Below are 25,347 nucleotides of genomic sequence, written 5' to 3'. Positions count from 1 at the left end.
TGGGCACTTCATCCCCATGCTATACTGAACTTGTTTTTGAAAAGGAGCCGGTTTGATATGGGAAACAAGTTTTGGTTTTATACAGGCAGTAAAAGCCTTCTCATGCTAAGTGATATTCTTTTTGTGATGACGATCACGTTTGTGATCTATCAAGATACACAATCTGTTGCCTATGCGGCTCTATTTCCGCTAATAAGAACGCTATGCCAGCTATTAGCTGGGCTCATCTCCCCTGTTTTGACAGATCGCTTTCAAACCTATCGTCTATTGAAATGGGTCCCACTTTTACGTCTTGTGATGCTCATCGTGTTTACATCCCAATTTCATTTCTTTCAGCAGCATATGGTCTGGATGTTTGGTGCGCTCATGTTGATTTCGATGACAGGCGGATTCATCAGTCCTTTATTACAGGCCATCATGCCAATGCTTGTGCCAGCAAATCAGCTTGTGAAAGCGAACAGTACAGCCTCCATTTTTCATCAAATGGTTCAAATCGCCGGCTATTCGTTTACTGGAATGCTCGTCTTGTGGATTGGGCCATTTTATTTACTGGGGATTACTTGTCTCATGATTGTGTTGTCTTATTTGTTTTTCATCCCTGTTTTTCCTCTTCTCAAGCAAGAAGACATAGATCGAAAAGCAAATAAGATGAACAGTTTCAAGGATGGCTGGGCGATTATTTGGACAAATAAAACGATTCGCACCCTGACCTTTATGGATGTTTGTGAAAATATAGCAGGTGCTGTTTGGATCGGGGCTATTACGCTTGCCTTTGTCACACACGATTTAAAGGAAAGTGAGGATTGGTGGGGCTTTATCAATGCTGCTTATTATACTGGCGCCATTATAGGTGGGCTCTTGGCTGCGTGGATGAGTCGTTTCATTCAAAAGCAGCTGCTCCTCTTTATGGCAGCAGGTTCATTCATCTATGCAGTCCTGACCATTCTTTTTGCACTGAACAGCCTTCCGTGGCTTGCTCTATTGCTTTGTATTTTGATGGGACCTGCCTATCAAATCCGGGATGTTTCGCAGCAAACCATTCTTCAAACGGAAACACCAGTCCATGATTTATCAAAGGTGTATTCCGCTCACTACGTCCTTTCTTCAGTATCTGTCGGTTTATCTATATTCTTTGTTGGGGTCATCGCAGATGCATTCGGAGCGCGGTTTGTGTATTTGTTAGGCGGTCTGTTTGTGCTCGTCTGTTCCGGTATTGCCATCCTCGCTTTTATGAGACAGAAAAAAAGAGCGGCTGTTTAATGCAGCGGCTCTTTTACTTTTCTTTTAACATCGCAAACATCTCACGGGCCATTGTTTCTAATATATACACGACCGGTGTTTGTGTGGTGATATTGGCTCTGTGCACTCGTTCATCTGTGACGTAATAGGCAATATTTAAATCAGAAATTCGCGAAATCGTGCAGTGCTGATTGTTTGTAATACTAATGATTGTGCTTCCTTCTCGTTTTAACTTCGAAATATGATCAATCGTAATACGGTTCTCCCCTGTTACAGACAGCACAATGGTGACACTATTGTCTAAATACTGCATATTCATCGGGAAAAACGGATCATTGATGTAAAATGAAAATTTCTCAAGACTCGAAAAGTACCTTGCCCCATACTGCGCCAAAATGCCAGAGCTGCCAGTCCCGATAAACAGCACATTTTTCGCTTCGGCAATGAGCCTTGCTGCCTCTTTGATTTTCTCCTCAAAGTCCCCTTTGAGTGTTCGTTCTATAAATTCATATAGAAAATGCTGGGTGCTTTTCAAAGAAGGTGTTTGCTCTGATTCTAAATACATTTTGAGCTTTACTTTAAACTCTGAAAAGCCTTCACAATTCACTTTTCGGCAAAAGCGAAGGACAGACGAGGTGGAAATATGAGCAGCATCTGCTAAGTCCCGAATTCTCATATACACGACCTTTTCACTGTTTTCCATGATGTATCGGTATAAAGCGCTTTCTAGTTCATTAAAGCTGGAAATGACCTCACTTGAAAACATCTGACTTCCCCTTTCTCCAACAATATGTCACAAGGTGTTTCTCCTATGTAACAAATCTCTAAATGAGACACCCTTGCCTAAAGACGCTGAAGTCATTTACGCGCTAGATACTCTCACGATAAGCTATAGATGTACAAACAAAAGAATAAGAATTGGCTCCACTCTATTATAACATTGGGCGTTACATTATTCGGAGGTGCAGAACATGGCAAAAGGATTAAAGGTTGTCACAATTGGCGGAGGATCAAGCTATACACCAGAGCTTGTGGAAGGATTCATTAAACGGTACGATGAATTTCCGATTAGCGAACTTTGGCTCGTCGATATTGAAGCAGGAAAAGAAAAGCTTGAGATCGTTGGAGACCTCGCAAAACGAATGGTCAAAAAAGCAGGACTTCCAATCGACGTCCATTTAACATTAGACCGGAAGAAAGCGCTTGCGGGAGCTGATTTTGTCACAACACAATTCCGTGTCGGACTGCTTGAAGCACGCATGAAGGATGAACGCATTCCTTTAAAATATGATGTCATTGGTCAGGAAACAAATGGTCCAGGCGGCTTATTCAAAGGGCTGCGCACCATTCCTGTCATTCTTGATATTGTCAAAGATATTGAAGAATTATGCCCTGACGCATGGCTAGTGAATTTCACGAACCCTGCCGGTATGGTCACAGAAGCAGTTCTTCGCTATTCAAACCACCGCAAAGTCGTTGGCCTATGTAACGTGCCAATCGGCATTCGCATGGGTATCGCCAAAGGGCTGGATGTAGATGCAAGCAGAGTCGAAGTCAGCTTTGCTGGATTAAACCATATGGTATTTGGACTCAACGTGTTCTTAGATGGCAAAAGCATCATGGATCAAGTCATCGAAGATATGGCAGATCCAAACTCCACGATGTCGATGAACAACATTCAAGCAATCCCGTGGGATGCAGATTTCTTAAAAGGTCTTGGCGTGATTCCTTGTCCGTACCACCGCTACTACTACAAAACAAGTGATATGCTGGCTGAAGAAAAGAAAGCAGCAGCGAACGAAGGGACTCGTGCAGAAGTCGTTCGTACACTAGAAAATGACCTGTTCGAGCTTTACAAAGACCCTGATCTTGATATCAAGCCGCCACAGCTTGAAAAACGAGGCGGTGCCTACTACAGTGATGCAGCTTGTAACTTGATTGCTTCGATTTATAACGACAAGCATGACATTCAGCCTGTGAACACGATCAATAATGGCGCCATCAGCGACATTCCAAATGATTCTGCGGTTGAACTGAACTGTGTCATCACAAAAGACGGCCCAAAACCAATCGCTGTTGGTGAAATGCCGGTCGCTGTGAAAGGACTGATTTCTCAAATTAAATCCTTTGAACGTGTAGCCGCTGAAGCTGCCGTTACAGGCGATTACAACACAGCACTTGTGGCAATGACCATCAACCCGCTTGTCCCATCAGATGCCATCGCAAAAAGCATCCTAGATGAAATGCTAGAAGCACACAAAGAGTATTTGCCTCAGTTTTTCAATACAGTAGAAGCTTAAAAAGGAACACCGCACTTGTTGAAAGTGCGGTTTTTCTTATTTGCCTGCAAACAGCCTGTCCATCTGAGCGTGATCATAGTCTAATAGCCAGTGCGGTAAGCCTTCATAGAGTGGGCGTAGGCGTTCAGGATCTGCCGCAATGAGATCACAGCCTCGATCATCATATAAGTGAAAAATCATCTGTTTCGATAAATTGATGAGATAAATTTCATAATCAAGCTTTCCTTTCATGATTTGATTCGGTGCATAGAAATCCTCTTGGCACATGGCATGGAGAAGCGGGCGCAATCGAATATCTTGCAGCTGGCAATTGAGTGTAAATCTCTCTAATTTCAGTGCTTCTTCTAGTTCTGGTCGTACATAGGTCAAAGGCTCGTGACGTAATCGGTTACGCACTTGCCGGTGGACATATTTTTGATAGACAAGGAGCTTACGTTTCGTTAATTCATGTGCATGTTTTGTATACACATCTGTCACAAGCAGCATGTCGTCCCCTGGATGAAAAGCATATTTCACAATCTCAAAAGCACGATCCCCTGCTTTCTCTAACACGTCCGCTTCCTTTTCTATCGACCAATCTGCCACTTCAAACCGAAGTCCAAAGGGCCATTGGTAAAAAAGTGATGGCGTTAGTAAAAGATCAGGAAAATTATTTTTTAAAAACATATCTGTTTGATCGCTCATATAATGTCCTTCCATTGGTTTTATTTCTTATTTTAATATTGAAGCCTATAGAAAAACAATTGGAAATGAACTGTCATTTCTTATATGATGGAAAGAGATGGAGGTGTGACCAATTGAAAAAATCAAAATGGCTTTTACACGTGTTTCTCACAGCATTGATCACGATGTGGATTCAGGCTGGACTTGATCAGGCGAACATCATTCATGTCACCAATGTATGGGTCGATGCCAGCAGCTGGATCATCATCTTCTTTGTCATTTACGCTCTTGTCGAATGGACAGCTCACGTCCTATCAAAACGAAAAACCGCTCATCTTTGAACATCTCTTTTCATAGAGATGTTTTTTCTTTTTCTTGAAACGCCTCTTGTACAAGCTCATGAATCACGCCCATTCCTGCCTGACTGCCAGCTGCTGCTGCAAGAACTAGCTGAGCAGGACCGCCTAAATTATCACCACATGCAAATACACCGCTGACGGATGTGCGTCCAAGGATATCTGTTTCAATACCCGCATTCTTCGTCATTTGACAGCCAAGCTTTTCGGCAAATGGGGCTGACTGCTTGAAATCACTTGCTACAAACCCGCCTTCTCTTTTTACTCTCTCCCCATTCGCAAGTTGAAGAGAGCACAGCTGCCCATTGTCATTTTCGATCGACACAATTGGCACATCAATGACTTGAATAGAATGCGCCGAAAGAAGTACCCTTTCCTCTTCAGCTAACACTTGTTGTCCATTCGTAAACACGATCAAATCCTTTGTCCAATTTGAAAGAAGCTTAGCCATATGCAAGGCACGTTGATTCTCTGCAATGAGCGCAAGTGCCTTGTCCTTTAATTCCCATCCATCACAGAAAGGACAGCTAAACAACGTCTTTCCATACACATCATGAATCCCTTTGATCTCTGGTAACATATCCTGAAGTCCTGTTGCCAATATGATTTTTTTTGATTCAACCGTATCCCCCTCTTGTGTCAGTAACGTAAAGCGGTCCTCTTTCTTTTGTATATCAACAATTCTACTTCGTTTCATTTGGATATTAGGATATGTCTGAAGATCTGCCTCTCCCGCTTGTCTAATCTCAAACGGTGTCATTCCATCGTTTGTAATAAAACCATGTGATTCCTGTGTCACTCGATTTCTTGGCTGCTCGTCATCAAACACGATGACCTGTTTTCTGCCCCTTCCCACAACAAGTGCTGCATTTAATCCAGCTGGTCCGCCTCCGATAATGGCACAATCTATTAACATGTGAATCTCTCCTTTTTATTAAAGACTTTAAAGACTCTTTATATCTATAATAGGTTCAAAAAAATCACATCTTGAGAAATGGATTTTTTTCTGTCTGCTCAATTTGGTTCGCAATATCAATTAAACGTTTTTGACTGAGGGTTTCTTGCATTTTTGTTTCAACATCCTGCATGACTTGTTCAATCAAACAACCATCGTGAGACATTAAAGACTCATGCTCTAAGGAACAGTGAAATAAATTCGTTTGTCCTTCTACAGCCTGAATGACATCTAAAAACGAAATGTCTTCCTTTCGTTTGATAATGGTGTATCCTCCCTTTGCACCAGGCGTTGATTCAATCAATCCCGCCTTCACAAGCTTTGTTAAAATTTTGGATAAATAGGTAGGTGAAAGATCTTGCATCTTAGCAAGAGGCTCAACGCCAATCGCTTTGCCCTTTGGCGCAAGAGTTAAAAACACCATCGTATGCAGCGCATAGTTGGTCGCTTTAGAATATTTCATGAGGAAGCTCCTTTCTATCTATTATAGACCTTTTATATCTGTAATTGATCATAGATGATTCAAGAGAAAAAAGCAAGTGTTGTGGATCTGCTCCTCTTTTCATTCCACATTTCACATTTCCTTCCGATAATAGAAGTAAGCACGGAATAAAGTTTTGATTGAAAACTAGAAGGAGTGAAGAAAAATGTCAGATCAACAGCACAATGCAGCACACGAAGAAGAAGAGGAATTCAACGTATACGACATGCTTCCGCCCGCAGGTACAATCATCGGAGAAGCAACAGAAGAAGAAATGGAAGCTGCGGCAGCACTAGAAGTGAGACATGTCGCATTCATGCGTCTGCAAGACATGTACATTCAATTTGATGGCTCATCTTACAAAGAATTATTAAAAGACTTCCAAGAATTCGAACTCGATTCCACAAAATTCTGGAGAGCCATCGCCAGACGCCTGCAAGTCCCATACGAATGGCCAATCCGAGTCGATCACGCAAACGGCCCAATTTATATTGGTGAAACAGAAGATAGCCGTGAGGTTGAGGAGAGTGCAGAGTAAGAAAATGGAGCCCCCTTTTGGTAAGGGGGTCTTTTCTTCTCCATCACAATACATCAATTGAAAAAACAAATAAGCAATATGAGCGCTATCACGCCCATATTGCTTATTCTCATGTTATGTTAACTCTGGCCAAAATGCTTGATTTGCCACAATTAAGTCGTCTAAAATATCTTTTGCTACTTTAGCACTCGGCACCGTTTTCGATAATGTGATGGCCTGCCATAGTTTTTGATAGGAGCTTTCTTCAAATGCTTCTACTACTAATTTTTCTACGCCAACTTGCTGCTCCATGAGACTTTTTTGAAATCTAGGAATTTCTCCAACCACTAATTTTTCTGGACCGCTGCTGCCAACGATACAAGGAATTTCGACCATGGCTGTTGGGTCAAAGTTCCTGATTGCGCCATTGTTCTCTACAATCATTAGCATCCGTTCCTTTTTATTAAAAGCAATGGCTCTTGCCAAATCAACGATATAAGAAGCATGTTCATCAATGGTCAGCTTTGTTTCCTTTGCAGTTCCTTTATCAATGATGGTCTGACATTCACTAAAAACAAAGGCTTCTCGCCCCTCCATCACTTCATTGGCACGTGTGAACGCTATATTTGCATGTGCCACTTCTTCATCTGGAAATAGATAGTATTTCAAATACGTATTCGGTACTGTTTTTGGATCAAGTGCTTGAATATCTTTGGCTTTTTTTAATGTGCTGTTCCAGCTCTTCTGCTGTTCTAGTTCAGATGTTCCATCTGTTGCATAACCATGCTGGCTTACATGCTGAATGACCTCAGGCATTAAGCTATTTCCTTTTTTATCTCGAATATCTGTCCACCAGCCAAAATGATTCAAACCATAGTAATCTACTTCCAGTTCTTTTCGTGAAGATAAGCCTAAATTCTTTGCAATCAATTCTTCGATGCCAATTGGCATATCACATATGTTTAAAATTTTGGAATTCGGTCTTAGCTTACGAGTTGCCTCTGCTACTATCGCTGCAGGATTAGAATAGTTTAACATCCAAGCTTCAGGTGAGTATTTTTCCATATAATCGACAAGTTCTAATACACCTGGAATGGACCGCATTCCATAAGCTATTCCACCTGGACCGCATGTTTCCTGTCCGACGACTCCATGCTTCAATGGAATTTTCTCATCTAATTCACGCATTGCATATTTGCCAACACGGATATGTGCCATCACAAAATCGACTTGAGTGAAAGCTTCTTCTGGGTCAGTACTTGCCAGTAGTCGCACTTCTGGTGCTCGTTCTTTTAACATAATCTCACATGCATCTGCAATTGTCTTTTGTCTAGTTTCATCATTATCATAGAGTTTAATTGTATGAATTGGGAACTCCTCTAGATAGTCTAACAGCATCAAAATGATCCCTGGCGTAAATGTACTTCCGCCTCCAGCAATAGTAATATTAAATGTTTTTTTCATGATATCCAGCTCCTTTTTCAATCTAATGAAAGTTTTGTCTCAAAGGACTCTCTTACTTGCGGTACACTTAAGCCAACAATGATTTGAATGCTTTGACCACTCTTAGCCATTCCATGTGCCCGTTTATTTTTTGTGAAGTATTCCCTATCTTTCACCAAGCTAGGGTCAATCACTGTAATACGCAGACGCGTGGCACAGTTTGTCACATCTTTAATGTTTTCTTTACCGCCAAGGCCTTCTAAGAAATAAACGGCTTTCTCTTCATACTCAGACGCATAAACGGGCGCTTCCTTTTTGTCATGAGCTTTTTTATGAGCATTCTCATAATCTTGTTTTGTATATAGCCTCGTCTCCTCCTCATGTTTTCGTCCTGGTAATGGAATATCAAATTTCACAATCATCCATCTAAATATGACAAAATACATTGCTGTAAATAGAAGTCCAATCATTGCTTGGATCAGATAAATCCCTCCATGATTTGAAGAGAGCGGAATCCAGTTCAATGCAGCTATCTCAATAAGCCCTGAACCCATCATTCCGACAACACCAAACATATTCATGATTGTCACCATGGTGGCTCCAAGAAGTGCATGTATGACAAATAAATAAGGCGCGAGAAATAGAAATGTAAATTCAAGTGGTTCTGTAATTCCGGCAAATACCGCTGTTAATGTGGCGGGTAATACCAATGCCAGAACCTTTTTTCTGTTTTCTTTCGGGGTAGAAAAATACATGGCTAGAGCTATCCCTAAACAGCCGAACATCTTTATATTTCCATGCAGTAAAAATCCGTATGGATAAAGATCCTTCAAATTGGAAGTTGAGGTCGCAAATTCATTTAAGTGAGCAATCCAATATGGTTTTAACCCTCCATTTACAGCCGCTGGACCAAACTCAAAAGGTGTATAAATAAAATGGTGAAGTCCTGTGGGAATTAACACCCTTTCCAAGAAATGAAACAGCCAGACACCAATATAACCAGACTGTGACATGAACCCTTGGAGAGATTGAATTCCCTGCTGAACATAAGGCCATACAAAAGCCACGATAAAAGCAATAGGAATCATCACAAAGAATCCGATGATGACAACAAAGACAAGCCCCTGGAAAATCCCGAGCATTTCAGGCAGTTTTTGATCATAAAAACGATTATGGATCCAAATGACGATTCCAGATATCATCACCGCACCAATGATACTTGTATCCAGTGTAGGTATACCCGCAATTTCTTTTACTCCTGCTACGTTCTCGACACCTTGCGATAAATCAACACCAAAAGTAGACGGCCAAAGTGTCAAAATAGCATGAATATAATTGTTAAACACAAGATAAATCATCAAAGCTGCGAGCGTAGCACGTGCTTGCGCTTTTTTTGCAAGTGAGATCGGCAAGCCAATCACAAATGCCAGCTCCATATGATTGAAAATCGTCCATCCCCCGCTTTCAATCAGTGCCCAAACCTTATACCACATCGTACCTTCTGCGGCCATTTCCCCCATAATCGCTGGATTCTTACATAAAGTCGCAAGACCTACAACAATACCAAAAAACGCGAATAAAAGGACTGGAACTACCATAGCACTGCCAAATCGCTTGATTGCATTCATAAGCATAACCCCTTTGTTTGATCCATAAGACCACTGTAAAGGCAGCGCTTACAAAAACCAATAGGTTTGACGTATTTAGAAATCAAGTTGTAACATTAGATTATATTTTCACAGGAAGAAAATATTTTCATGTTGGAGGGCACATCGCATGATATTGGACAAGCTGGTAAATGAATACTTCGAAGATTTAAATAAGAATGACCTGCACATTATTAAAACGATTCACGATCACCTTGAAGAAATGAAGACCATGAAAATTCAGGATCTTGCTCATTATGCTCATACTTCCATCTCATCCATCCATCGGCTTGCCAAGAAAATAGGGTTCGACGGCTACAGTGACTTAAAGTCTTATGTGAAATTGAATAATCATACTGAAGAAACAACACAAGATTTAATGAAGCTGCTCGATCAAGATATCCAGCAGACAAGGAAATATATGGAGCAGCTGGACTTTCATCAATTAAATCAACTGATTGATCGCGCACCGTATATTTATATTTATGGTACAGGAACAGCACAGCTCGATTTGGCCAATGATGTACAACGACAGCTATGGTCGCTGCATAAGAAATCTCAAGTTTTACGAAGTAAGCGAGACTTAACAGATGGAATCATTGAATTTGGTGAGGATGATCTTTTATTTATCATTTCTTTATCAGGCGAATCGAAGAATTTAGATGAAATCATTCAATTGGTAAAAACGAGACATATCAAATTTATCAGTATGACCACATTGAGAAATAACTTCCTTGCACAAAATGCCATGTTTAACATCTATGTAAGCAGCACCCCGTTTCCCTTGTATAACAAAGTGGACAACTCAAGCTTTCTGCCATTTTATATTGTGGCAGATATTATCGTCAGGAAATTTAGTGAGTGGAAATGGAACCAATTGAAAGATTGAATATTGCTTCACAAAAAAGAGAGACTCTTTCGTCTCTCTCAAAAAACACCAAAATATTTTTCTGCAATAAGTGATGACTGCTTAATGTTATTCAGCAGTATAATGCCCCTCAAGCAGTTCATCAAACGAATCCGCTAATTTGAAATCCGTCTCATATTCTAGATCAAAGTAATGAATTGGCGGATGCTCCTTTGTTTCTCTATAATCCAGCGCAATCCACGTGTGCCCATCCCCATAAATGAGCACAAGCCCCTTTGGCAATTCCCATTCTTCTATTAAATAATCGCTATCCATAATGCCTTCGCCTTTGGCAATCCCTCTTAAATGATCAAATTGCACATGATCCTCTGCCCACCCATTCGGCTGGTCCGTCGGATAGGCGTTATGAAGGGTGTATCCGCCATTTTGTTCAAGGATCAGTTTCTTATATGTATCCGGCAGGATGACGCCTAGCTTCTTTTCAGCTTTTGCAATTCCTTTCTCATTGATTTTCTTAAATGTTTCATCGCTTTCTCTGTCTTTATCCCAGAATGGTTTCAATATAAATACCTCCAAATGTCATTTCTATCTCATCTTACCATTTATTTAAACTAGTTTAATAGTCCTATTACAAAGAAAAAAGAGAAGGGCTCTCCCTCCTCTTTTTTCATCATGATTGTTCTTTATTTCTCGCTTCAAATTCATCAAGCATCGCACGCACTTCATCTGTTGATGATGTGTTCATTAATTGATTTCTTAGGAAACTTGCTCCTCGGAATCCTTTGACATAAATCTTAAAGAAGCGGTGAAGCGCCTTGAACGGACGCAGACCTAATGAGGAGTATTGATCATGGAGATCAAGATGTAATCTTAAAAGACCTAGCAATTCATCGCTCGTATGTTCCTTCGGCTCTTTTTCAAAGGCAAATGGGTTATGGAAAATCCCACGCCCAATCATCACTCCGTCTATTCCATATTGCTCAGCGAGCTTTAAGCCCGTTTGTCGATCAGGAATATCACCATTAATGGTCAAAAGGGTATGTGGTGCTACTTCATCACGAAGCTTTTTAATCTCTGGAATGAGCTCCCAATGCGCATCCACTTGGCTCATTTCCTTTCTTGTGCGAAGGTGAATCGATAAATTCACAATGTCTTGCTCCAATATGTGTCTGAGCCATCCGCGCCATTCATCAACCTCTGTAAAGCCAAGTCTTGTTTTCACACTGACAGGTAATCCACCTGCTTTCGCAGCTTGAATCAGCTCTGCCGCAACGTCAGGACGAAGAATTAATCCGCTGCCCTTCCCGTTTTGTGTCACATTCGGTACAGGACAACCCATATTAATATCCAGCCCCTGAAATCCTAATTCCGCCATTCCAATGCTCATTTGTCTAAAGTTTTCAGGTTTGTCTCCCCAAATATGAGCAACAATCGGCTGTTCATCCTCCGTAAACGTTAAACGGCCTTTCACACTTTGAATGCCATCAGGATGGCAATAGCTCTCACTATTCGTAAACTCTGTGAAAAACACATCCGGTCTCGCCGCCTCACTCACAACATGACGAAACACAACATCTGTCACTTCTTCCATTGGTGCTAATATAAAAAATGGCCGTGGTAAATCACGCCAGAAATTTTTACTCATCTTTCATCCAATTCCTCTCATGACATAGCGCCTAAAGGGCATGTCCATCTATAAATTCTTTCAGCAATTTTTATCATTATATACTTTAATATGAACCGGGCAAAATTGCAAAAAAGTAATTTTAGTGATGAAATACGGGTTGAAAATATTGTTTTTATGGTGCTGGTAGGGCAAATGAAAATAAAAATATCCCGATATCGATGTTTTTCACGAAATCGGGATGTTTAAATAAATTACTGAGTGATCACAAGACTTGCCACACACTCCACATGACTCGTATGCGGAAACATATCCACAGGCTGAACTTCCTCTGTCACATATCCACCATCTTCAAGAATACGCAAATCACGAGCAAGCGTCCCTGGGTTACAGGACACATACACAACGCGGTTTGGTTTCATCTTTAAAATGGTATCAAGCAGTGCTTCGTCACAGCCTTTTCTTGGCGGATCAACGACAAGCGTGTCTGCTTTGATGCCTTCTTTGTACCAGTTTGGGATGACGGTTTCTGCTTCGCCGACTGCGAATTCAACGTTGTTAATCCCATTTAATGCAGCATTGCGTTTTGCATCTTCAATCGCTTCTGGCACTATTTCAACGCCATATACTCTGCCTGCTTTTTGTGCGAGAAATAAGGATATCGTACCGATTCCGCAGTACGCATCGATGACGGTTTCTTCGCCTTGCAGCTCTGCATATTCAAGCGCTTTGTCGTAAAGCACCTTTGTTTGAGCTGGGTTCACTTGATAAAACGAGCGGGCTGAAATAGCAAATTTGATGTCGCCAATCGTGTCATAAATGTATTCTTCTCCCCACAAAACGGTCGTTTCATCGCCGAAAATAACATTTGTTTTCTTTGAATTCACGTTTTGCACAATTGACCGAACATGTGGGAAGCGTGCTATAATCTGCTCAATCACCTGTTGCTTTTGCGGAAAATCAGCCGTTCTTGTCACAAAAACAACCATCATTTCACCTGTTGCGATGCCGTAGCGAACCATGACATGACGCAGCCAGCCTTTGTGCCGCTCTTCATTGTATGCTTTTATGCCGAACGCATTGCAAATGTCTTTTACTGCTTGTACCACTGCATCATTTTCTGACTGCTGGATCAGACATGTTTCCATATCAATGATTTCATGGGTACGCTGCTGATAAAATCCTGCAACAAGCCCGCCTTCCCGTTCGCCAACTGGAACTTGTGCTTTATTTCGGTAATTCCATGGTTGTTCCATGCCGATTACAGGATGAACTTTTACACGGCTCATATCAAGCTTGCCGATCCGCTCTAATACGTCCTTTACTTGTTTCTGTTTAAATAGCAGCTGGCCTTCATAGCTCATATGCTGAATTTGACAGCCGCCGCACTGCTTGTAAATGGGACATGGCGCATCTTGCCTGTGCTGACTTTCCTTTGTCAGCTCCATAAGTCGTCCAAAAGCAAATCCTTTTTTGACACGCGTTACTTTGATTTTCCCTTGTTCGTCCGGGAGGGCATTCGGTACAAAGACAGGGAAGCCCTCAACCTTAGCGACACCAGCACCTTCGTGCGTTAAGTCTTCGAAGGTTACATTGTAATATTCATTCTTTTGAACTGGGGGTTTCATTTTCACCAATTTTATCACCTCATTTGCAAAGAAAAACTTGGTCGCCATAAGGAACCAAGTTCAATCTTCACCCTATTTTTTCAGCTGTTGCTTTTGGCATAATAAATTCAATATGGCGATACAGGTTTTCAAATTCACCTGGCAGCATGCCGCCGTATTCACCATCTAAATTGAGTTGCATTTTATCTTTTACATCTACTTTGACGCGATTCGCTTTTGCGTAGATGACATTGTTATCATGAATATGCTCGCCTCGAAGTGCAAGGCTGACCACTCGAATGGCTTCTGCTAGGTTGACCTTCTTTAAAATAATCAAGTCAAACATCCCATCATCTAGAATGGAATCTGGTGCCAGCTTTTCAAAGCCGCCTACTGAGTTTGTTAGTGAAACAAGAAACAGCATGATTTCTCCATGAAATAATTTGCCGTCATATTCAATTTCGACTTCTGTCGGGCGGATGGAAGGTAGCATCTCCATGCCTTTTAAATAATAAGCAAGCTGTCCAAGCATTGTCTTCAGCTTACTAGGCACCTCATATGTCAGCTCTGTTAACCGGCCGCCGCCAGCAATATTAATAAAATAATGGCCATTGACTTTACCGATATCAAGCGGCTTTGCTACACCATCAATAATGGCATCTGTTGCTTTTAAAATATCTTCTCTTGGAATTCCAAGTGCTCTTGCGAAGTCATTTGTCGTTCCAACTGGAATGATTCCTAATTTTGGTCTTTTATCAAGCGGTGCTAGTCCATTGACGACTTCATTGATCGTGCCGTCTCCACCTGCTGCTACAATTAAATCAAAATCTCTCTGTGCGGCTTTTTCTGCTGCTTGTGTCGCATCTCCTGCACATGTCGTTGCATGACAAGATGTTTCATAGCCAGCTTGTTCAAATTTTTGCAAAACCTGCGGTAAATTCTTCTTGAAGAGTTCACGCCCAGATGTCGGATTGTATATAATTCGAGCACGTTTCATTCATCATCATCCTATATTCATTATGCAATCTATTTTCACCACTAACAACCTTTAATTATACTATGAGTTTTGAAAATGGCAACAGAACAACCACCTAATATTTGAAATCTCAGGCACGTTTCCCTCAACAGATAAGCATTCTGATAAGATAAAAGAAAACGATGAAAAGGATGGTATGCCATGAAAAAGCCTGTCTATTTCAATCATGACGGCGGTGTGGATGACCTTGTCTCCTTATTTCTGCTCCTTCAAATGGAGCATCTGAAAGTCATTGGGCTGTCTGTGATTCCTGCTGATTGTTATTTAGAGCCTGCGCTGAGCGCATCTCAAAAAATCATTGACCGATTTAGCCCTTATGAAATTGAAGTCGCTGCTTCAAATTCTAGAGGCGTGAATCCATTTCCAAAGGAATGGCGCATGCATGCCTTTTATGTAGACGCACTTCCGATTTTAAATGAAAAAGGCGCTGTTGATACGAAAGTATCCAAACTTCCAGCACACCTTCATCTAATTGAAACTGTTAAAAAGGCAACAGAGCCTGTCACCCTGCTCTTTACAGGACCGCTCACAGACCTAGCACGCGCTTTAGAAGAGGATCCCTCGATCTCTAATAAAATTGAGAAATTGGTGTGGATGGGCGGCACTTTCCTTGAAAAGGGCAATGTAGAAGAACCCGAGCATGATGGAACAGCAGAATGGAATGCCTTTTGGGACCCTTATGCTGTCAGCACTGTTTTCCAGGAGCGCTTTCCTATTGAAATGGTCGCACTTGAAAGCACGAATCAAGTCCCGCTTACACTTGATGTACGCCAGCGCTGGGCTTCCCTTCGCTCTCATATTGGGATTGATTTTATCGGACAGTGCTATGCCTTTTGTCCGCCACTCATTCATCACGAAACGAACTCAACTTACTACTTATGGGATGTGCTGACAACCATCACTCTTGCTTCCACCTCATTTACCCGTTCAAAGGAGATGAATGCGATCGTTTACACCGAAACACCAAAGCAAGGTCGTACCGAAGAGCATCCAGATGGAAAATCCATTCAAGTTATTGACCATGTCGATCGTGATGCCTTTTTCCAAGCGTTTGAAGAACTCATGAGAAAAGCTATTTGTCAGATTTCCACATAAAAAAACCCCGCCAATGAGCGGGGCTTCCTCTTACTCTTCGTCTGCGAACTTTTTCTTACGTCTAAACTTGCTTAAGGTTTCATACACGATTGGAACGATGACCAATGTGAGAAGTGTAGAACTTGTTAATCCACCAATAACGGTTACACCAAGTCCTTTTGATACGATCTGGCTTCCGCCTTCAAAACCTAATGCGAGCGGCAATAATGCACCAATCGTCGCAAGTGCAGTCATTAAGATTGGACGTAATCTTATTGTACCTGCTTCAAGTAAAGCTTCTCTTGTTGATAGACCTTCTTGTTCTTTATGAATCACTCGGTCAATCAAGACGATCGCATTTGTCACAACGATCCCGATCAGCATGAGCAATCCAATCATGGCGTTTAAGCTGATGGTTTCTTTCGCTATAAACAATCCAGCGAGTGCGCCAATAATCGTAAATGGGAGCGAGAAGAGAATCGCAAATGGTGCTAGACCTCCGCCAAATGTGATGACGAGAACGAGATACACAATGGCAATGGCTGCAAGCATTGCTAGCCCAAGCTGTGTAAAGGATTCCTGGATATCCGCACTTACGCCGCCTGTGTCAATCGTTACGCCAGATTTCAAATCAAGCTTGTCGACTTTCTTCTGAACATCTTGTGTCACACTTGATACGTTGTCTGTTGTCATGTCACCAGACACTTCTGCGTAGATTTTTCCATCACGCTTTGTCACCGTATTTGCTGTTGAGCCATCCTTCACTTTAACAACATCACCAATTCGGACTTGTTGCCCTGTCGGTGTTGTGACCTTTTTATTTTCTAAATCTTTTTTGCTCTTATATTCATCTTTTTCCGTTTGAAGCTTCACATCAAGTTCTTTGCCGTCCTCTGTTACTTTCGTCAGTGTTGTTTCACTGTTTTGAGGAGCAATCGCCTGTGCAATTTGTGAAGCAGTTAGACCTAGCTTCGCCAGTTTTTCTTGATCTGCATTAAACGTATATTCGTCATATTTCTCAGATAAGCTTGTGCTGACGTTTTTCAGGTTTTTCTCATCTTTTAAAATGTTTTCGACATCTTTTACTGTGCCTTCAATATCACTTGCTTTATCACCGTACACATAGTACGTCACCGTATTGCTTGCGCCAGCAGAAGAGAAGTTTTGTGATTTCCATTCCCCTTTAGACGCTTTGTCTTGCAGAGCTTTGACCACGCGATCTTTTTCTTTATCAAAATTCGGTGTGTCCTCATCATATTGTATAAAGAATAACGCACCGTTAGAGTTGCCGCCTACACTTGCTGTGAGTGCATTTGAAGATCCTAGTGAATATTGAACCGTGTTAACATGGTCACGTTTTACTAAGTATTCTTCTGCTTTTTTCGTTTCATCTATTGCTTGTTCTCTCGTTTGCCCTGGTTCAGGTGTATATGTCACCATCGCCGTCTTTTCTGCTTCCTGTGGTAAGAAGCTGACACCGACAAGTGGTGCTAAGAATAAGCTTCCGACAAGCATGAGAATCGCAATTCCTGATGTGATCCATTTATGGTTGAGTGTCCAATTGAGTACACGTCTATAACCGCCGGCAAGCTTGCTTGGTTTATGTTCTTTTACCTTTTTCGCTTGTCCATACAGATTCTTTTTAAATAGACTGTGTGCCATCATTGGAACAATCGTAATGGCTACTACCAGTGAAGCAAGTAAAGCAAACACAATCGTTAATGCAAATGGGATGAATAGTTCACCAATCATTCCACCCACTAGTGCTAACGGTAAGAAGACCGCAATTGTGACAATCGTCGAAGACATGATCGGGATAAACATTTCTTTTGTGGCTTCTCTGACGAGTGCTTTCCCCTTTAACGGTTCATCCTTTAACGCCATTCGCCGATAAATGTTTTCTATGACCACTATGGAGTCATCGACCACACGCCCGATGGCGACGGTCATGGCACCAAGTGTCATGATATTTAGTGTGATATCCAGCTGATTTAATATTAAAACTGCAATCAACAGAGATAGCGGAATTGAAATAACCGAGATTAATGTTGATTTGATATCTCGAAGGAACAATAGAATGATAATGATCGCAAAGATCGCTCCGATGATGGCTTTGTTCAGCATTGTGCTGACAGACTCTTTAATCGGTTCTGCTTGATCATATGTGGTACTTACTTTGATTCCTTTGTTATCTTTTTTGAATTTCTCAAGCTCTTTTGTGACTTCTTCTGCCACACTCACTGTGTTGGCGTCAGAGCCTTTTACAATTTGCAGACCGATACTGTCTTTTCCATTTGTTCTAGAAATCGATTCTGCATCCTTGACGACTTTAATATCCGCAATCTCAGAAAGCTTGATTGTCGGCAGCTCTACAGATTGACTGCTTGCTGAACCTCCACCTGTTTGCTGCTGAGCTGCTGCTTGCTGCTGACTTGCACTTCCAGCCTGCTGCTCCGCACTTTGCGCACCTGCATTTCCTGAGCCGTTAGAAGGTGCTCCAGCGCTTCCCGCACTGCCGCTAGCACCTGGTGTGACTGGAATTCGCATGTTTTTCAAATCTTTGACGCTTAAAATATTGCCGTCCACGACAACTGATTTTTGCTTGTTGCCGAATGTGTATAAACCTAATGGTACATTCACATCAGAGCCTTTGATCATGTTTTGGACGGTCTCTTCATCTAAACCGTATTCTTTCAATTTCTTTTGTTTAAAAGAAAATTCTACTTCTTTGATTTGCTGTCCTGAAGCTTCGACAGAAGATACGCCATCTAATCCTTCAAGTGAAGGAACAAGGTCATCTTCCACCTTTTTCGTCAGTTCTTCTAATGATTCTTTATCACCAGATACACTGAGTGCCAATATTGGAACCGCATTGATACTAAAGCGTGCGATTTTTGGTTTTTCTGCATTTTCCGGAAAATTGATATTAGTAATGGCATCTTCAATTTCCTTCTTTGCTTCATCCATGTCTTTGTTGTAATCGTACTCGACCTGGATCGATGAGGCATTTTCAAAGGAATTGGATGTGACCACCTTGACCCCATTGAGGTTTTGAATAGACTTCTCAATTGGATCGGTCACCTTATCTGATACTTCGTCCGGCGTTGCGCCAGGATACGTTGTAGAAACCGTAATGACTGGAGTGTTGATATTCGGGATTGATTCTTGCTTCATATTCAATCCGGCATATAGACCAGCAACTGTTACGATAATCGTCATGAGCCATACAGCGAACTTATTCTTTAATACAAAATTGATGATCGAATTCATTATGTCCTCCATTTTCCTTTATGTATTGACTGACTGGTCATTCTATATCATAATAAACGGTGATATACAATGCCGTCAACCATTTCACTTGCGTTTGACGTAACATTCTAAAGCTGAAGGGGCCTTATTTCATGAACGAAAAAAAAGAAAAAATCATTAAAGCAAGCATCCAGTTGTTTGCGAAAAAGGGTTTTTCTTCTACGACCATTCAGGAAATTGCAGATGAGTGCGGAATATCGAAAGGCGCGTTTTATTTGCATTTCAAATCAAAAGAACAGCTTTTCAATCGAGCGTTTGAATATTATATCGACACTTCTATGCAAAGTATTGAAAAGATTCGAAAAGAAAATCAACATCTTGCGCCTAGAGAGATCTTTCAGAAACAAATCGCTGAACAGTTCCAGCATTTTGCCGAGAACAAGGACTTTATCATTTTGATCCTCAGCGAGAACATTATTCCGGAAAATCAGCAAATTAAAAAGCATTCTAAAACTGTGAAAAAACAAATGAATGATGAAATACAAATTTCCCTCTTGGCTACTTATGGACAACAGATTGAACCTTATATAACTGACCTGTCAGTCATGACCCAAGGGATCATTCAATCATATGTGCAGTTACTACTTTTACAAGATCATATCCAATTATCATTTGATGAGCTCTCTTCCTTTATTCTCGATCGGTTTGATGATTTGGTTCAAGGACTGCTTCGTTCTAAGACCAAGCCGATTCTGAATCAAGCCATTTGGGAGGATGAAGCGCCGAGTGCCGTTTCTCTTCAAGAGGAGCTTCGATTGTTAAAGCTTGAGCATCTTCTTTCTGACGATACGCTCGTATCTATCGAAGTGATTGAAGAAGAACTGGCGAAAGATGAGCCTCGTAAGCCGGTCATTCAAGGGATGCTGACAAATTTAGACATGTGTGAGGACCCTGCCGTCCTAAGAGTAGTGGAACAATTGAAGCTGTTTCTTCAATAACATTACGTGCCGTTTTTCAATTTAGTTCACCTTGATCCCCTTCAAATATGTCTTTCGCTTATGCTTCATTATAAGAAAAGAATCTCCGAATTGATATACGGCGGTGGTCTGAATCTATGATACGACCCTGTCATTTCAAGCAAAAAAACCGCCTCTTCTCTGAGACGGTTTTTTGCCATTTAGCGTTTCTTGATTTCTTCGAGAAGAATCTTGTTGACCATCGGCGGGTTTGCTTGTCCCTTCGATGCTTTCATGATTTGTCCGACTAAGAAACCAATGGCGCGGTCTTTTCCATTTTTAAAATCTTCAATGGATTGCGGGTTGTTATCAAGTGCTTCTGTGACAAGTTTGAGCAGAGTACCTTCGTCAGAAATTTGGATAAGCCCTTTTTCTTTGACGATTGTTTCTGCGTCTCCTCCATTTTCAATGAGCTCTTTGAATACCTTTTTGGCAATCTTAGAGGAAATCGTTCCTTTTTCAATGAGTTGGATCATGCCAGCCAGCCCTTGAGGCGTTAGTTTTGTATCGTCCAGCTCTTTTTGAGCAGCGTTTAAGTAGGCAGATACTTCACCCATCAGCCAGTTCGATGCTTGCTTCGCTTCTGCACCTTCTGAAATGGTCGCTTCAAAGAAATCAGACATTTCTTTTGTCAGCGTCAGAACCATCGCATCGTATGCAGGCAGTCCAAGCTCATCGATGTAGCGTTTGCGGCGCTCGTCTGGAAGCTCTGGGATCGATGCTCTGACGCGCTCTTTCCATTCATCATCAATGTACAGCTCCACCAAATCCGGTTCTGGGAAGTAGCGGTAATCATCCGAGCCTTCTTTGACACGCATAAGGATCGTTTTTTTAGACGCTTCGTCATAACGGCGTGTTTCCTGCTCGATCAGACCGCCAGAAAGCAATACTTGCTCTTGACGTTTCTCTTCGAATTCAAGCCCTTTTTGTACGAAAGCGAACGAGTTCAAGTTCTTAAGTTCGGTTTTCGTTCCAAACTCTTCTCGGCCAATTGGGCGAAGAGAAATATTGGCATCACAGCGAAGTGAGCCTTCTTCCATTTTACAGTCAGATACACCTGTATATTGAATAATAGATTTTAGCTTTTCTAAGTAAGCGTACGCTTCTTCTGGAGTGCGAATGTCTGGCTCAGATACGATTTCAACAAGTGGTGTGCCTTGACGGTTGAAATCGACAAGTGAGTAACCGTCGCCTGTATGTGTCAGTTTACCTGCATCCTCTTCCAAATGAAGACGGGTAATACCAATTCGTTTTGTTTTGCCGTCTACTTCAATTTCAATCCAGCCGTTTTCACCGATCGGTTTATCAAATTGTGAAATTTGATAAGCCTTTGGGTTATCAGGATAGAAGTAGTTTTTACGGTCAAATTTTGTGTCTGTTGCGATCTCACAGTTCAGCGCCATTGCGGCTTTCATCGCAAAGTTCACCGCTTCTTTGTTCAGTACAGGCAGTACGCCAGGATAACCAAGATCGATGACACTTGTTTGTGTATTGGCAGCTGCACCAAAAGGTGTCGGCGAGCTTGAGAAGATTTTTGATTGTGTTTTTAGCTCTACGTGGACTTCAAGTCCAATTACCGTTTCAAAGTTCATTCTGATTCACCCCTTACAGTTCAGGTTTTGCTTTATGATGATCTGTTGCTTGCTCGAAAGCGTGAGCCACGCGGTAAACTGTTCCTTCGTCAAAGTGCTTGCCGATGATTTGCAGCCCTAACGGAAGACCGTTTGCAAATCCACAAGGCACACTGATTCCCGGAACGCCTGCAAGGTTAACAGGGATCGTTAAAATATCGTTCGCGTACATCGTCAGTGGATCGCTTGTCTTTTCACCAATCTTAAATGCAGGAGTAGGTGTTGTTGGTCCTACAATGACATCATACTTTTCAAACACATCTTCAAAGTCTTTTTTGATCAATGTACGGACTTTTTGTGCTTTTTTATAGTACGCATCGTAATATCCTGAGCTTAGAGCGAATGTGCCAAGCATGATGCGGCGCTTCACTTCGTCGCCGAAGCCTTCAGAACGTGTATTTTTGTATAAATCAATGAGATTGTCTGCGTTATCTGTACGGTAGCCATAGCGGATGCCGTCAAAGCGTGCAAGGTTCGCAGATGCTTCAGAAGAAGACAGTAAGTAGTAAGTTGCAAGCGCATATTTAGAATGCGGAAGAGACACTTCTTCCCATGTCGCACCAAGTCCTTCTAATACTTTTAACGCTTTGAGAACAGACTCTTTTGCTTCCTCGCCAACGCCTTCGCCAAGATATTCTTTCGGCACTGCAATTTTAAGACCTTTGATGTCGCCAGTTAATGAAGAAAGGAAATCTGGTACATCGACATTTGCACTTGTTGCGTCCATTTGATCGACGCCAGAAATCGCTTGAAGAACATATGCGTTGTCCTCTACATTACGCGTAATCGGCCCAATTTGATCTAATGATGAAGCAAATGCGATTAAACCGTATCTGGATACACGGCCATATGTCGGCTTAAGACCAACAACCCCGCAGAATGATGCCGGCTGGCGAATGGAACCGCCTGTATCTGATCCAAGAGAAAATGGTACCTCACCTGCTGCAACAGATGCAGCTGATCCACCGCTTGATCCACCCGGAACTGTATTCAAATTCCATGGGTTTTTCGTTGCTTTGTAGCCTGAGTTCTCTGTAGAAGATCCCATCGCAAATTCGTCCATGTTTAATTTACCGATTGTGACAGCTTCCGCCTCTCTTAGACGGTTCACAACGGTTGCATCATAAATTGGATCAAAGTTTTGCAAGATTTTGCTTGATGCTGTTGTACGTAAATCCTTCGTCACGATGTTATCTTTCACACCGATCGGCATACCGAACAATAGTCCAAGCTCGTCCTTTTCACCAACTGCCTCGTCCAATTCCTTTGCATACGCACGTGCTTTCTCTTCGTCCAGTGCAAGGAATGCTTGTACTTTCCCGTCTACTTCATTGATTCGTTTATAAGACTCGTCCACTAAATCAGAAACAGACAGTTCTTTTTTATGTAAAAGCTCTTTTAATTCAGAAATTTTGTGATCAAACAGTGACATGTCTCAGGCCTCCTTTAGTCCAAAATTGATGGCACACGAATATAGCCGTCTTTATGATCAGGCGCGTTTTTGATGACTGCCTCAATGGAAAGACCTTTATTCGGAACATCTTCTCTCATGACGTTTTTCATTTTTAATACGTGTGTTGTTGGTTCAACGTTTTCCGTATCTACCTCGTTTAACTGCTCTGCAAATGAAATGATGCTATCAAGCTGTTCTGTAAACATCTCAGCTTCTTCTTCTGTAATGGCAAGCCGTGCTAAATGCGCAACGTGCTTTACTTCTTCTATTGAAATTCTTGACATGCAGGTTCACCTCCAAAAATGATGCGTGTTGATAGTCATGATCATAAGTCATATACACTTTATCATATCAAATTTTACTGTTCTAAAGCAACTTTACGCGGGCGCGGTGAAAGGCTGTTTCTCTTGAACCGTCATCGTCATCCAACCAGTGACTAAAATATTCATTAGGCGGCTTTTATTTTTCAGAAAATTTTTACTTTTATTTATTTTTGTAAACGCTTACACATAGAGGCTTATCACCGATCCGTGCACTTTTTCATAAAAGTGGAGAGGTTTAAGAAGGTTGATCACTTGGGTATACTCTGATAGGTTAAGTAACCATAGCAGGGAGCAGACAGACCAATCGGATGTTCTGTGTATATTTTGAATGAGGTGATGTCAAATTAATACGAAAAAGGTGATATGGAAACATGAGTATTGAAATTGGAATCTCTTTATCTATTTATTTTATTGGAATGCTTTCTATTGGCTGGTATGCATTTAGAAAAACAAATGACTTAAACGATTATATGTTAGGCGGACGCGGGCTAGGTCCTTATGTGACAGCTCTATCTGCTGGCGCATCTGATATGAGTGGCTGGATGCTTATGGGACTTCCAGGCGCTATGTATACAACTGGTCTTTCATCTGGATGGCTTGCTGTTGGTTTAATTAGTGGGGCTTACTTAAATTATTTATTCTTAGCTCCTCGCTTGCGATCGTATACAGAGGTTGCTGATGATGCGATCACCATTCCAGACTTTTTTGACAAACGATTTGAAGATTCATCTACTTTATTGAAAGTTGTCTCAGCAGTCATCATTATGATTTTCTTTACGCTTTACACCTCATCAGGTATGGTATCAGGCGGACGCTTATTTGAATCAGCGTTTGGAACTCATTATATGTTTGGCTTAATCTTAACCTCTAGTATTGTCATTTTGTATACACTATTCGGCGGCTTTTTGGCAGTTAGTTTAACTGATTTCGTTCAAGGCGCCATTATGTTTTTAGCTTTAGTGCTCGTGCCGATCGTTGCCTTTACTCAATTAGGTGGACCTGTTGCCACGTTCCATGATATTCAACAGATTGACCCTAAATTGCTTGATATTTTTAGAGGAACGAGCGTCATTGGCATTATTTCCTTCCTCGCTTGGGGACTTGGTTACTTTGGACAGCCGCACATTATTGTTCGATTTATGGCGATTACGACTGTAAAAGATTTAAAGCCAGCACGTCGTATCGGTATGAGCTGGATGATTGTGTCTGTCATTGGCTCACTATCTGTCGGTTTAGTCGGTGTAGCTTATGTTCATGAAACAAGCACCACTTTGGCAGACCCTGAAACTATCTTTATTGTGTTTTCTAAAGTGTTATTTCATCCATATATTACTGGATTTTTACTCTCTGCCATTTTAGCTGCGATTATGAGTTCAATTTCTTCTCAGCTGCTTGTCACTGCAAGTGCAATGACAGAGGATTTATACCGTACGTTCTTTAGAAGAAAGGCTTCTGACAAAGAGCTTGTGATGATTGGACGTATGTCTGTACTAGTCGTTGCAATTGTTGCCCTTTGTCTATCTCTAAACCCAAGTGATACCATTCTTGACCTTGTCGGCTATGCTTGGGCTGGATTTGGATCTTCATTCGGACCAGTGATCTTATTGTGTCTATACTGGAAGCGAATGAATCATCATGGCGCTTTAGCCGGAATGGTTGTGGGGGCTGTTGTCGTCCTAGTGTGGATTTCAACAGGCTTGAATAACACAACTGGATTGTACGAAATGGTTCCAGGATTTATTTTAAGTGGTTTGACTGCTCTTACTGTCAGCCTCTTCACGAATAAACCGTCTAAAGCTTCTAAGAAGCTTTTTACCAAAATGGAAAATCATCTTGAAGACGAAACAAAATAACAAGAAATGAAGA

At 41.5% G+C, this 25,347-nt stretch carries 21 protein-coding genes and 1 pseudogene; 8 read left to right on the top strand and 14 right to left on the bottom strand.

All coding sequences use genetic code 11. From position 1 onward, the window contains the following. Positions 1 to 57 precede the first annotated feature (57 nt). Entirely contained in the window at positions 58 to 1,260 is a 1,203-nt protein-coding gene (locus ACYH0L_RS03495; RefSeq protein WP_410610335.1) for an MFS transporter, read from the top strand. Positions 1,261 to 1,273: 13 nt separating this feature from the next. Here ACYH0L_RS03495 and ACYH0L_RS03490 read toward each other — a convergent pair whose 3' ends face one another. Beyond that, the gene (locus ACYH0L_RS03490) at positions 1,274 to 2,005 is read right to left on the bottom strand and encodes a MurR/RpiR family transcriptional regulator (RefSeq protein WP_099727339.1); all 732 of its coding nucleotides are present in this window, start codon (positions 2,003 to 2,005) and stop codon (positions 1,274 to 1,276) included. 205 nt (positions 2,006 to 2,210) lie between these two features. Here ACYH0L_RS03490 and ACYH0L_RS03485 point away from each other — a divergent pair, with 205 nt between their 5' ends. Continuing rightward, positions 2,211 to 3,539 (top strand): 6-phospho-beta-glucosidase, encoded by a 1,329-nt coding sequence (locus tag ACYH0L_RS03485; RefSeq protein ID WP_099727340.1) that lies wholly within the window; start codon positions 2,211 to 2,213, stop codon positions 3,537 to 3,539. A gap of 36 nt (positions 3,540 to 3,575) precedes the next feature. Here ACYH0L_RS03485 and ACYH0L_RS03480 read toward each other — a convergent pair whose 3' ends face one another. Then, positions 3,576 to 4,223 (bottom strand): DUF3885 domain-containing protein, encoded by a 648-nt coding sequence (locus ACYH0L_RS03480; protein WP_099727434.1) that lies wholly within the window; start codon positions 4,221 to 4,223, stop codon positions 3,576 to 3,578. A 113-nt stretch (positions 4,224 to 4,336) separates the two neighbouring features. Here ACYH0L_RS03480 and ACYH0L_RS03475 point away from each other — a divergent pair, with 113 nt between their 5' ends. Then, positions 4,337 to 4,543, top strand: coding sequence for a hypothetical protein (locus tag ACYH0L_RS03475; RefSeq protein WP_099727341.1), 207 nt, complete (start codon positions 4,337 to 4,339; stop codon positions 4,541 to 4,543). Between the two features lie 10 nt (positions 4,544 to 4,553). Here ACYH0L_RS03475 and ACYH0L_RS03470 read toward each other — a convergent pair whose 3' ends face one another. Together ACYH0L_RS03470 and ACYH0L_RS03465 are read right to left on the bottom strand one after the other, a co-directional pair. After that, on the bottom strand, positions 4,554 to 5,474 hold the full coding sequence (locus tag ACYH0L_RS03470; RefSeq protein WP_482354362.1) for an NAD(P)/FAD-dependent oxidoreductase: 921 nt from the start codon (positions 5,472 to 5,474) through the stop codon (positions 4,554 to 4,556). Positions 5,475 to 5,538: 64 nt separating this feature from the next. Beyond that, positions 5,539 to 5,976, bottom strand: a complete 438-nt coding sequence (locus ACYH0L_RS03465) for an Rrf2 family transcriptional regulator (RefSeq protein ID WP_327925333.1) — start codon at positions 5,974 to 5,976, stop codon at positions 5,539 to 5,541. A 184-nt stretch (positions 5,977 to 6,160) separates the two neighbouring features. Here ACYH0L_RS03465 and ACYH0L_RS03460 point away from each other — a divergent pair, with 184 nt between their 5' ends. Then, positions 6,161 to 6,532 carry a hypothetical protein gene (locus ACYH0L_RS03460; RefSeq protein ID WP_099727344.1) on the top strand — a complete coding sequence of 124 codons (372 nt, stop codon included), beginning with the start codon at positions 6,161 to 6,163 and terminating at the stop codon, positions 6,530 to 6,532. Between the two features lie 114 nt (positions 6,533 to 6,646). Here the strand turns inward: ACYH0L_RS03460 and ACYH0L_RS03455 are convergent, their stop codons facing one another. Next, complete coding sequence (locus tag ACYH0L_RS03455; RefSeq protein ID WP_099727345.1) at positions 6,647 to 7,975, bottom strand: 6-phospho-alpha-glucosidase; 1,329 nt, start codon at positions 7,973 to 7,975, stop codon at positions 6,647 to 6,649. A 17-nt stretch (positions 7,976 to 7,992) separates the two neighbouring features. Further along, positions 7,993 to 9,582: an alpha-glucoside-specific PTS transporter subunit IIBC gene (locus ACYH0L_RS03450; protein ID WP_099727346.1), complete on the bottom strand. Its 1,590-nt coding sequence runs from the start codon at positions 9,580 to 9,582 to the stop codon at positions 7,993 to 7,995. A 148-nt stretch (positions 9,583 to 9,730) separates the two neighbouring features. Between ACYH0L_RS03450 and ACYH0L_RS03445 the strand changes: the two genes are divergently transcribed. Further along, positions 9,731 to 10,489 carry a MurR/RpiR family transcriptional regulator gene (locus tag ACYH0L_RS03445; protein WP_099727347.1) on the top strand — a complete coding sequence of 253 codons (759 nt, stop codon included), beginning with the start codon at positions 9,731 to 9,733 and terminating at the stop codon, positions 10,487 to 10,489. A 90-nt stretch (positions 10,490 to 10,579) separates the two neighbouring features. Here the strand turns inward: ACYH0L_RS03445 and ACYH0L_RS03440 are convergent. From ACYH0L_RS03440 to ACYH0L_RS03425, 4 genes and pseudogenes are all read right to left on the bottom strand, one after another. Then, a pseudogene (locus ACYH0L_RS03440) lies at positions 10,580 to 11,029 on the bottom strand (SMI1/KNR4 family protein); the annotation flags it as partial. A 109-nt stretch (positions 11,030 to 11,138) separates the two neighbouring features. Further along, the gene (locus ACYH0L_RS03435; RefSeq protein ID WP_482354361.1) at positions 11,139 to 12,113 is read right to left on the bottom strand and encodes a tRNA dihydrouridine synthase; all 975 of its coding nucleotides are present in this window, start codon (positions 12,111 to 12,113) and stop codon (positions 11,139 to 11,141) included. 233 nt (positions 12,114 to 12,346) lie between these two features. Continuing rightward, on the bottom strand, positions 12,347 to 13,726 hold the full coding sequence (gene rlmD / locus ACYH0L_RS03430) for a 23S rRNA (uracil(1939)-C(5))-methyltransferase RlmD (RefSeq protein WP_482354360.1): 1,380 nt from the start codon (positions 13,724 to 13,726) through the stop codon (positions 12,347 to 12,349). 61 nt (positions 13,727 to 13,787) lie between these two features. Then, on the bottom strand, positions 13,788 to 14,696 hold the full coding sequence (locus tag ACYH0L_RS03425; RefSeq protein ID WP_099727350.1) for a diacylglycerol kinase: 909 nt from the start codon (positions 14,694 to 14,696) through the stop codon (positions 13,788 to 13,790). A gap of 180 nt (positions 14,697 to 14,876) precedes the next feature. Between ACYH0L_RS03425 and ACYH0L_RS03420 the strand changes: the two genes are divergently transcribed. Further along, a complete protein-coding gene (locus tag ACYH0L_RS03420) occupies positions 14,877 to 15,830 on the top strand; it encodes a nucleoside hydrolase (protein WP_249705262.1) in 954 nt (317 codons plus the stop codon). A gap of 30 nt (positions 15,831 to 15,860) precedes the next feature. Here the strand turns inward: ACYH0L_RS03420 and ACYH0L_RS03415 are convergent, their stop codons facing one another. After that, a complete protein-coding gene (locus tag ACYH0L_RS03415) occupies positions 15,861 to 19,079 on the bottom strand; it encodes an efflux RND transporter permease subunit (protein ID WP_482354359.1) in 3,219 nt (1,072 codons plus the stop codon). A 131-nt stretch (positions 19,080 to 19,210) separates the two neighbouring features. On the opposite strand from ACYH0L_RS03415, the gene ACYH0L_RS03410 reads away from it, so the two are divergent. Next, the gene (locus ACYH0L_RS03410; protein ID WP_099727353.1) at positions 19,211 to 20,056 is read left to right on the top strand and encodes a TetR/AcrR family transcriptional regulator; all 846 of its coding nucleotides are present in this window, start codon (positions 19,211 to 19,213) and stop codon (positions 20,054 to 20,056) included. Positions 20,057 to 20,235: 179 nt separating this feature from the next. Here ACYH0L_RS03410 and gatB read toward each other — a convergent pair whose 3' ends face one another. Genes gatB through gatC form a run of 3 tightly spaced genes read right to left on the bottom strand, consistent with a single transcriptional unit; the run spans position 20,236 to position 23,442 of the window. After that, positions 20,236 to 21,666 carry an Asp-tRNA(Asn)/Glu-tRNA(Gln) amidotransferase subunit GatB gene (gatB, locus tag ACYH0L_RS03405; protein WP_249705260.1) on the bottom strand — a complete coding sequence of 477 codons (1,431 nt, stop codon included), beginning with the start codon at positions 21,664 to 21,666 and terminating at the stop codon, positions 20,236 to 20,238. A gap of 13 nt (positions 21,667 to 21,679) precedes the next feature. Further along, positions 21,680 to 23,137: an Asp-tRNA(Asn)/Glu-tRNA(Gln) amidotransferase subunit GatA gene (gatA, locus tag ACYH0L_RS03400; RefSeq protein WP_099727355.1), complete on the bottom strand. Its 1,458-nt coding sequence runs from the start codon at positions 23,135 to 23,137 to the stop codon at positions 21,680 to 21,682. Between the two features lie 14 nt (positions 23,138 to 23,151). Then, positions 23,152 to 23,442 carry an Asp-tRNA(Asn)/Glu-tRNA(Gln) amidotransferase subunit GatC gene (gene gatC, locus ACYH0L_RS03395; protein ID WP_003213898.1) on the bottom strand — a complete coding sequence of 97 codons (291 nt, stop codon included), beginning with the start codon at positions 23,440 to 23,442 and terminating at the stop codon, positions 23,152 to 23,154. Between the two features lie 410 nt (positions 23,443 to 23,852). On the opposite strand from gatC, the gene putP reads away from it, so the two are divergent. Further along, positions 23,853 to 25,334, top strand: a complete 1,482-nt coding sequence (putP, locus tag ACYH0L_RS03390) for a sodium/proline symporter PutP (protein WP_099727356.1) — start codon at positions 23,853 to 23,855, stop codon at positions 25,332 to 25,334. Positions 25,335 to 25,347: the final 13 nt, after the last annotated feature.

Source organism: Bacillus sp. MC1252 (genome assembly GCF_056838025.1).
Note: the sequence above shows the minus strand (reverse complement) of the source record. Positions and strands in the feature narration are given on the sequence as shown.

Coding starts and splice junctions, on each gene's coding strand:
- ACYH0L_RS03495 (WP_410610335.1), top strand. CDS start 58: ATGGGAAACAAGTTTTGGTTTTATACAGGCAGTAAAAGCCTTCTCATG.
- ACYH0L_RS03490 (WP_099727339.1), bottom strand. CDS start 2,005: ATGTTTTCAAGTGAGGTCATTTCCAGCTTTAATGAACTAGAAAGCGCT.
- ACYH0L_RS03485 (WP_099727340.1), top strand. CDS start 2,211: ATGGCAAAAGGATTAAAGGTTGTCACAATTGGCGGAGGATCAAGCTAT.
- ACYH0L_RS03480 (WP_099727434.1), bottom strand. CDS start 4,223: ATGAGCGATCAAACAGATATGTTTTTAAAAAATAATTTTCCTGATCTT.
- ACYH0L_RS03470 (WP_482354362.1), bottom strand. CDS start 5,474: ATGTTAATAGATTGTGCCATTATCGGAGGCGGACCAGCTGGATTAAAT.
- ACYH0L_RS03465 (WP_327925333.1), bottom strand. CDS start 5,976: ATGAAATATTCTAAAGCGACCAACTATGCGCTGCATACGATGGTGTTT.
- ACYH0L_RS03460 (WP_099727344.1), top strand. CDS start 6,161: ATGTCAGATCAACAGCACAATGCAGCACACGAAGAAGAAGAGGAATTC.
- ACYH0L_RS03455 (WP_099727345.1), bottom strand. CDS start 7,975: ATGAAAAAAACATTTAATATTACTATTGCTGGAGGCGGAAGTACATTT.
- ACYH0L_RS03450 (WP_099727346.1), bottom strand. CDS start 9,582: ATGAATGCAATCAAGCGATTTGGCAGTGCTATGGTAGTTCCAGTCCTT.
- ACYH0L_RS03445 (WP_099727347.1), top strand. CDS start 9,731: ATGATATTGGACAAGCTGGTAAATGAATACTTCGAAGATTTAAATAAG.
- ACYH0L_RS03435 (WP_482354361.1), bottom strand. CDS start 12,113: ATGAGTAAAAATTTCTGGCGTGATTTACCACGGCCATTTTTTATATTA.
- ACYH0L_RS03425 (WP_099727350.1), bottom strand. CDS start 14,696: ATGAAACGTGCTCGAATTATATACAATCCGACATCTGGGCGTGAACTC.
- ACYH0L_RS03420 (WP_249705262.1), top strand. CDS start 14,877: ATGAAAAAGCCTGTCTATTTCAATCATGACGGCGGTGTGGATGACCTT.
- ACYH0L_RS03415 (WP_482354359.1), bottom strand. CDS start 19,079: ATGAATTCGATCATCAATTTTGTATTAAAGAATAAGTTCGCTGTATGG.
- ACYH0L_RS03410 (WP_099727353.1), top strand. CDS start 19,211: ATGAACGAAAAAAAAGAAAAAATCATTAAAGCAAGCATCCAGTTGTTT.
- gatB (WP_249705260.1), bottom strand. CDS start 21,666: ATGAACTTTGAAACGGTAATTGGACTTGAAGTCCACGTAGAGCTAAAA.
- gatA (WP_099727355.1), bottom strand. CDS start 23,137: ATGTCACTGTTTGATCACAAAATTTCTGAATTAAAAGAGCTTTTACAT.
- gatC (WP_003213898.1), bottom strand. CDS start 23,442: ATGTCAAGAATTTCAATAGAAGAAGTAAAGCACGTTGCGCATTTAGCA.
- putP (WP_099727356.1), top strand. CDS start 23,853: ATGAGTATTGAAATTGGAATCTCTTTATCTATTTATTTTATTGGAATG.